Below are 7,066 nucleotides of genomic sequence, written 5' to 3'. Positions count from 1 at the left end.
GCCACGCGCAGGTTCTGGTGCGCGTGGCCCTGACAACTGTCCGGCCCGCGAGTTGTCAGGGCCAGGAGCGTCGATACCTGCGCGTGGCCCTGACAAGTCGAGGGTCAGGAGACGGTGGAGAAGGCGTCCTCGAGCGGGGTGGCGACCAGCTCGACCTGCCACGGTCGGGCGCCGCGGCCGCGCAGGAACTCCGCGATCTCGGCCGAGCGCGCCGGGTCCGGTGGCGTCCAGCACAGCCGGCGCAGGGCGTCCGGCTGCAGGAGGTTCTCCACGGGCACGTGCAGGTCGCCGGACATCGTCGCCAGGAGCTCGCGCGCCGCCGTGAGCCGTCGTGCTGCGACGGGGTCTCGGTCGGCCCAGGTGCGCGGCTGGGGCGGCCCGTCGCTGCGCGGACCGCGCGGGCTCGGCAGCCGGTCGTCCGGCAGGGCGAGGGCCTCGTCGATCGCGCGCTGCCACGCGGGCGCGCGGCGGCGCGTGGACTTCCCCGCGAACTCCGGCAGGGCGGTGAGCTGCGGCACGGTGCGCGGCATCGCGCGCGCGGCCGCGACGATGGCGCGGTCGGGGAGCACGCGGCCGGGGGACACGTCGCGGGCGCGGGCGCTCGCGTCGCGCGCCAGCCACAGGCTGCGGACCACGGCCAGCTGTCGCCGGTCGCGCAGCGTGTGCGTGCCCGACGTGCGCCGCCACGGGTCGACGCGCGGGGCCGGGGGCGGCGCGGTGCGCTCGGCCTCGAACTCCTGGGCCGCCCACTCCGCCTTGCCGTCGGCGTCGAGCCGCTCGGCCAGGCGGTCGCGCAGGTCCACCAGCACCTCGACGTCGAGGGCGGCGTAGCGCAGCCAGTCCTCGGGCAGCGGCCGCGTGGACCAGTCGACGGCGGAGTGCTCCTTCGCCAGCCCCAGCCCGAGCAGCTCGGCGACGACCGCGGCGAGCCCCACGCGCTCCAGGCCCAGCAGGCGGGCGGCGAGCTCGGTGTCGAAGATCCGTGCCGGGCGCAGGCCGTGCTCGGCGAGCCCCGGCAGGTCCTGGGACGCCGCGTGCAGCACCCACTCGGCGTCGCCCACGGCGTCGCCGATCGCCGAGAGGTCGGGCAGCGCGACCGGGTCGAGCAGCGCGGTGCCGGCGCCCTCGCGCCGCAGCTGGACCAGGTAGGTGGCCTGGCCGTAGCGGTAGCCCGAGGCGCGCTCCGCGTCGGCGGCGACGGGGCCGGTGCCGGCCGCGAACCGCTCGACCACGCGGTCGAGGGCGGCCGGGGTGTCGACGACGCGGCCGACGCCGTCCGCGGGCTCGGTGAGCGGGACGACGTCGGTGGCGGTCGGGGGGACTGCTGAGCTCATGGCCCCACGGTATGCGGTCGCGACCCGGGGCGCGGGTGCCCCCGGCCGCCCGAGCGCGCGGCGAGCGAGGCCACGCCGTCGGGCAGCGGGGGCAGGCCGCCGGCCGTGGCCATGAGGTCGCCCCACACGGCGAGATGGACCCCGAGGTCCGTGTCGGTGGGCGTCCAGGACGCGCGGATCTCGAGGTCCACGGCGTCGGGCGTGGCGCCCAGCGCGCCGAAGCTGTGCGAGAGCACGCGCGTCACGGTGCCGCCGATCGCCAGGGCCTCCACGCCCGCCGCGCCGAGCGACTCCGTGACCCAGGTCCACGCGACGTCGGCCAGCAGGGGGTCGGCGGCGAGCTCGGGCTCGAGGGAGGCGCGCACCAGCGTCACCACCCGGAAGGTGCCCTGCCAGGTCTCCTGGCCCTCGGGGTCGTGCAGGACGACGAACCGCCCCGTGGCGACCTCCTCGCCCCCGGGCTCCGCGACCTCGCCCTCGAGGGCCACCGAGTACGGGGCCACGCGCGTGGGGCCCGGGATCTCGGCCAGGTGCACCTCGCCGCGCAGCCGCCGCTCGCGCAGGGACGCCAGCGCGGCCGCGAACGGGGCGGGTACCTGCCTGGGATCCTGCTGGTCCCGCTTCGAGTCACCCGTGCGATCGCCGGTCACGCCAGCCACCGTACGGCGCGGCGCGGCCGGTCGGGTGAAACGACGCACCGGGGCGCCGGTCGTGTCCGGATCGTGATGGTCCGTACACCTCGGCCGCCGCGCCGACTACGCTGGTCCCGGCTCCCGGGCGGGGGAGCGCGTGCGCCAGTCGCCGCCACCCGGCCGCCCGACCCGAACCGAGAACCGACGGAAGCAGGGAAACGATGACAGCTCGTGCCCAGATCGGCGTGACCGGCCTTGCGGTGATGGGCCGCAACCTCGCCCGCAACTTCGCGCGGCACGGCTACACGGTGGCGGTGCACAACCGGTCGTACGCCAAGACCCAGTCGCTGATCGCCGACGCCGGGCACGAGGGCGACTTCGTCCCGTCCGAGTCGATGGCCGACTTCGTCGCCTCCCTCGAGCGGCCCCGCAAGGTCGTCGTCATGGTCAAGGCGGGCGCCGCGACGGACGCGGTCATCGACGAGCTGGTGCCGCTGCTGGAGGAGGGCGACATCGTCGTCGACGCCGGCAACGCGCACTTCCCCGACACGATCCGCCGCGAGCAGGCGCTCAGCGCGAAGGGCCTGCACTTCGTGGGCACCGGCGTCTCCGGCGGCGAGGAGGGCGCGCTCAACGGCCCGTCGATCATGCCGGGCGGCACCCGTGAGTCCTACGCGAGCCTCGGCCCGATCCTCGAGGACATCTCCGCGAAGGTCGACGGCACGCCGTGCTGCACCTACGTCGGCCCGGACGGCGCCGGCCACTTCGTCAAGATGGTGCACAACGGCATCGAGTACGCCGACATGCAGCTCATCGCCGAGGCCTACGACCTGCTCAAGCAGGGGCTGGGCGCGTCCGCCGCGGAGATCGGGAAGATCTTCGAGGAGTGGAACACCGGCGACCTCGAGTCGTTCCTCATCGAGATCACCGCGGACGTGCTGCAGCACGTGGACGCCGCGACGGGCAGCGCGTTCGTCGACATCGTGCTCGACCAGGCCGAGCAGAAGGGCACCGGCCGCTGGACGGTGCAGAACGGCCTCGACCTGGGCGTCCCGATCACGGGCATCGCCGAGGCGACGTTCGCCCGCGCGCTGTCCGGCTCCGTGCCGCAGCGCGAGGCCGGCCGCGCCGCGCTGCCCGCGGACGCGGGCACCTGGGAGATCGCCGACCGCGACGCGTTCATCGAGGACGTGCGCCTCGCGCTGTACGCGTCGAAGGTGGTCGCGTACTCGCAGGGCTTCGACCAGATCGCCGCCGCCTCCGCCGAGTACGGCTGGGACATCGACCGCGGCGCCATGGCCCGCATCTGGCGCGGCGGCTGCATCATCCGCGCCCGCTTCCTCAACCGCATCACCGAGGCGTACGAGCGCGACGCCGCGCTGCCGCTGCTGCTCGCGGACGAGTACTTCACGAACGCCGTGGGCAACGGCCTCGCCGCCTGGCGTCGCGTCGTGTCGCAGGCCGCCCTCAACGGCGTCCCGACCCCCGCGTTCTCCTCGTCCCTCGCCTACTACGACGGCGTGCGCGCCGAGCGGCTGCCCGCCGCGCTCATCCAGGCGCAGCGCGACTTCTTCGGCGCCCACACCTACCGCCGCACCGACCGCGAGGGCACCTTCCACACCGAGTGGTCGGCCGACCGCTCCGAGCAGGAGGCATGAGCGCACCCGTGAGCACCACCAGCAACGGGGGCACGCCCGCAGGCGCGCAGCCCGGGTTCCAGCCCGTCATCGTCGGGTCGGACATCGGGGTGTACGCCCTCGCCCGCTCGTTCCACGAGCGCTACGGCGTGCGCACCACCGTCGTCGCCTTCGCCGAGCCGGGCCCGATCGCGCACTCGCAGATCATCGACACCGAGCTGTCCGGCACCGCCCCCGAGCAGATCGTCGCGGCGCTCCAGGACGTCGCGGGCCGCCTGGCGGCCTCCGGCCGCACCCTCGTGCTCCTCACCAACATGGACTGGGTGGTGCGCGTCCTGGTGCACCACCGGGCCGAGCTCGAGGCGGCCGGCTACGTGGTGCCGTTCGCCGACGCCGCGCTCATCGACCGGATCTCCGACAAGGCGGAGTTCCAGGAGGTGTGCGCCCAGCTCGGCATCCCGACGCCGGCCACGGTGATCCAGGACTTCGCCCGCGCGGCGGAGCCCGGCTGGGAGCCGCTGCCGGTCGGCTTCGACTTCCCGGTCATCGCCAAGCCCGCGAGCAGCGCCGACTACCACGACGTGCAGTTCGCGGGGAAGAAGAAGATCTACGAGATCGCGACGCCGGCCGAGCTGGACCGGCTGATGATCTCGCTGCGCGAGGCCGGCTTCCGCGGCCGCTTCCTCGTGCAGGAGAACATCCCGGGCGACGACACGCGCATGCGGTCCGTCACGGCCTACGCCGACTCGAGCGGGCGGGTCACGCTGCGGTCCTCGGCGCAGGTGCTCCTCGAGGAGCGCACGCCGGCCGCGCGGGGCAACCCGTCGGCGATGATCGTCGAGCCGATCGACGAGATCCTCGACGCCGCCCAGCGGATCCTCGAGCACACGGGGTGGCGCGGGTTCGCGAACTTCGACGTCAAGCTCGACCCGCGCGACGGCGTGTTCAAGTTCTTCGAGCAGAACCCGCGCATCGGGCGGAACAACTACTACCTCACCGCGGGCGGGCAGAACCCGACCGAGGCCCTGGTGGACGACGTCGTGCACGGCGTGCGCCGCGAGCCGGTGACGGCGGACCGCGAGGTGCTCTACGCCGTCGTGCCGAAGCGCCTGCTGCGCTCGTACGTGCTGGATCCCCAGCTGCACGCCCGCGTCGTGCGGCTGCAGCGCTCGGGCCGTACCGTGCACCCGCTGCGCTACCGGGCGGACGCGTCGCCCCGTCGCCGGCTGTACGTGCTCACGGCGATGCTCAACCACGTGCGCAAGTACCGGCAGTTCTACCCGATCGAGGCGCTGCGCCGGAACTATGCAGCCAACACGGCGGCCGACACCGCGGCCGGCGCGACGGCCGTGACGAAGGAGACCTCGTGACGCAGACCCCGCAGCGGCGGCTGCAGCCCGTCGTCCTGGGCGGCGACATCGGCGCCTACAGCCTGGCCCGGGCGTTCCACGAGGCGTACGGCGTGCGCTCCGTGGTCGTGTCCGGCGCGTCCACGGGCCTGGTGCGGCACTCGCGCATCCTCACGCACGTCGCGGAGCCGCAGATCGACGACCCCGAGGCGATCGTGGCGCGCCTGCGCCGCATCGCCGACGAGCACACCGACGCCGACCTCGTCGTCGTGGGCTCCGCCGACTGGCTCGTGCGGATGCTGGTGCAGCACCGCGACCGTCTCGAGGACCGTTACCTGGTGCCCTATGTCGGCGAGGAGCTGCTGCTGCGGCTCACCGACAAGGAGGAGTTCGGGGCACTGTGCGCCGAGCTCGGCCTCGCGCACCCGACGACGGTCGTGCACGACGTCGCGTCGGGCGCCGAGCCGGACACGAGCGGGCTGACGTTCCCCGTGATCGCCAAGGCGGCCAGCACGGCGGCCTACCACGACGTCGAGTTCGCGGGGAAGAAGAAGGTCTTCCTCGTGGACACGCGCGCCGAGCTGCTCGACCTGCTCGCGCGGGTGAAGGACGCCGGCTACGTCGGCTCGTTCGTCGTGCAGGACTACATTCCGGGCGACGACTCCGGCATGCGGATCCTCACCTGCTACAGCGACGCGCAGGGCAAGGTGCGGTTCTCCTCCTTCGGGCATGTGCTGCTCGAGGAGCACGCGCCCGGCGCGCTCGGGAACCCGGCCGCGATCGTCACGGGCACCCAGACCGAGGTCGTGGAGCAGGCACGCCGCCTGCTCGAGCACGTCGGCTGGACCGGCGTCGCGAACTTCGACCTCAAGTACGACCCGCGCGACGGGCGGTACGTGTTCTTCGAGCTCAACCCGCGCCTGGGCCGCTCGAACTACTACGTGACGTCGACGGGTGCGAACCCCGTGAAGTTCTACGTGCACGAGCACCTGCGGGGCCTCGACCCGGACCCGCGCGCGGTGCTCGGGCCCGACGTCCCGCTCTCCGGCGACGGCGAGGTGACCACCGAGCACCTGTACACGGTGCTGCCCGGCGCCCTGCTGCGCCGCTACGTCGCGGACCCCGCGACCCGGACCCGCACGCGCCGCCTGCAGCTGACGCGCCGCGCGTCCAACCCGCTGTGGTACCGCAAGGAGTGGGACCCGCGGCGGGTCGCGTACCTGCTGGTGGCGCAGCTCAACCAGTTCCGCAAGTACGCCCGGCACTACCCGGTGGCGCAGTCGCGGGCGCTCGCCTGGACGGGGCCCGCCGCGCCGCAGGGCGCGCGGGAGGGCGCGTGACCTCGGAGGGCGAGCGCGTCGTCGAGGGCGCCGACGGGACGGTCGAGGACCGACCCGTCGGCGTCATCGGCGGCGTCGGCCCGCTGGCCACGGCCTACTTCCTGCAGCGGGTGGTGCAGCGCACCGACGCCGAGCGGGACCAGGACCACGTGGACCTCGTCGTGCTCAACCACGCGACCATCCCGGACCGCACGGACTTCGTGCTCGGCCGGTCGCCCGCCGACCCGGGGCCCGTGCTCGCGCGGGACGCGCGGCGTCTGCAGGACTTCGGCGTGCAGTTCCTCGTCATGCCGTGCAACACCGCGCACTACTTCACCCAGCAGGTGCTCGACGCCGTCACCGTGCCGTTCGTCTCGATCATCGACGTGACGGTCGCGGCGGCGCGCGAGCGGGTGCCCGGCCTGCGGCGCGTCGGCCTGCTGGCCACGGCGGGCACGGTCGCGTCGAAGGTGTACGACGACGCGTTCGCCGCCCACGGGGTGGACGTCGTCGTCCCCGACGCGGCGGACCAGGACGTCGTCAACGCGGTGATCTACGACCAGGTCAAGGCCGGCCGGCCGGCGGACCCGGACGCGCTGCGCGGCGTGGCGGCCCGGCTCGTGGAGCGCGGCGCGTCCGTCGTCGTGCTCGGCTGCACGGAGCTGTCCGTCGCGGCCGTCGACCACCGGCTGCTGGACGAGGAGCCGTTCCTCGACTCCATGGACGAGCTGGTGCGCGCCACGATCACCGGGGCCGGGCACCGCGTGCGCTGAGGCCGCGCGACGCACCGCACCC

At 74.2% G+C, this 7,066-nt stretch carries 6 protein-coding genes; 4 read left to right on the top strand and 2 right to left on the bottom strand.

Going from position 1 to position 7,066, the window contains the following annotated elements:
* Nucleotides 1–104: 104 nt before the first annotated feature.
* Nucleotides 105–1,334, bottom strand: a complete 1,230-nt coding sequence (locus tag ACFUVW_RS18330) for an HRDC domain-containing protein (RefSeq protein WP_430572740.1) — start codon at nt 1,332–1,334, stop codon at nt 105–107.
* Nucleotides 1,331–1,984, bottom strand: coding sequence for a DUF3000 domain-containing protein (locus ACFUVW_RS18325; RefSeq protein WP_430572739.1), 654 nt, complete (start codon nt 1,982–1,984; stop codon nt 1,331–1,333). The genes ACFUVW_RS18330 and ACFUVW_RS18325 overlap by 4 nt, the downstream gene beginning before the upstream one ends.
* A 203-nt stretch (nt 1,985–2,187) precedes the next feature.
* On the opposite strand from ACFUVW_RS18325, the gene gndA reads away from it, so the two are divergent.
* From gndA to ACFUVW_RS18305, 4 genes are read left to right on the top strand one after another with little or no spacing between them, the layout of a single operon-like run.
* Nucleotides 2,188–3,624 carry an NADP-dependent phosphogluconate dehydrogenase gene (gene gndA, locus ACFUVW_RS18320; RefSeq protein WP_430572738.1) on the top strand — a complete coding sequence of 479 codons (1,437 nt, stop codon included), beginning with the start codon at nt 2,188–2,190 and terminating at the stop codon, nt 3,622–3,624.
* On the top strand, nt 3,621–4,973 hold the full coding sequence (locus ACFUVW_RS18315) for a hypothetical protein (RefSeq protein ID WP_430572737.1): 1,353 nt from the start codon (nt 3,621–3,623) through the stop codon (nt 4,971–4,973). Before gndA ends, ACFUVW_RS18315 begins: the two co-directional genes overlap by 4 nt.
* The gene (locus ACFUVW_RS18310) at nt 4,970–6,292 is read left to right on the top strand and encodes a carboxylate--amine ligase (RefSeq protein ID WP_430572736.1); all 1,323 of its coding nucleotides are present in this window, start codon (nt 4,970–4,972) and stop codon (nt 6,290–6,292) included. The genes ACFUVW_RS18315 and ACFUVW_RS18310 overlap by 4 nt, the downstream gene beginning before the upstream one ends.
* Nucleotides 6,289–7,044, top strand: coding sequence for an aspartate/glutamate racemase family protein (locus tag ACFUVW_RS18305; protein WP_430572735.1), 756 nt, complete (start codon nt 6,289–6,291; stop codon nt 7,042–7,044). The genes ACFUVW_RS18310 and ACFUVW_RS18305 overlap by 4 nt, the downstream gene beginning before the upstream one ends.
* Nucleotides 7,045–7,066 lie beyond the last annotated feature (22 nt).

This window comes from Isoptericola sp. NPDC057391 (assembly GCF_042668085.1).
Lineage (GTDB): Bacteria > Actinomycetota > Actinomycetes > Actinomycetales > Cellulomonadaceae > Isoptericola.
Note: the sequence above shows the minus strand (reverse complement) of the source record. Positions and strands in the feature narration are given on the sequence as shown.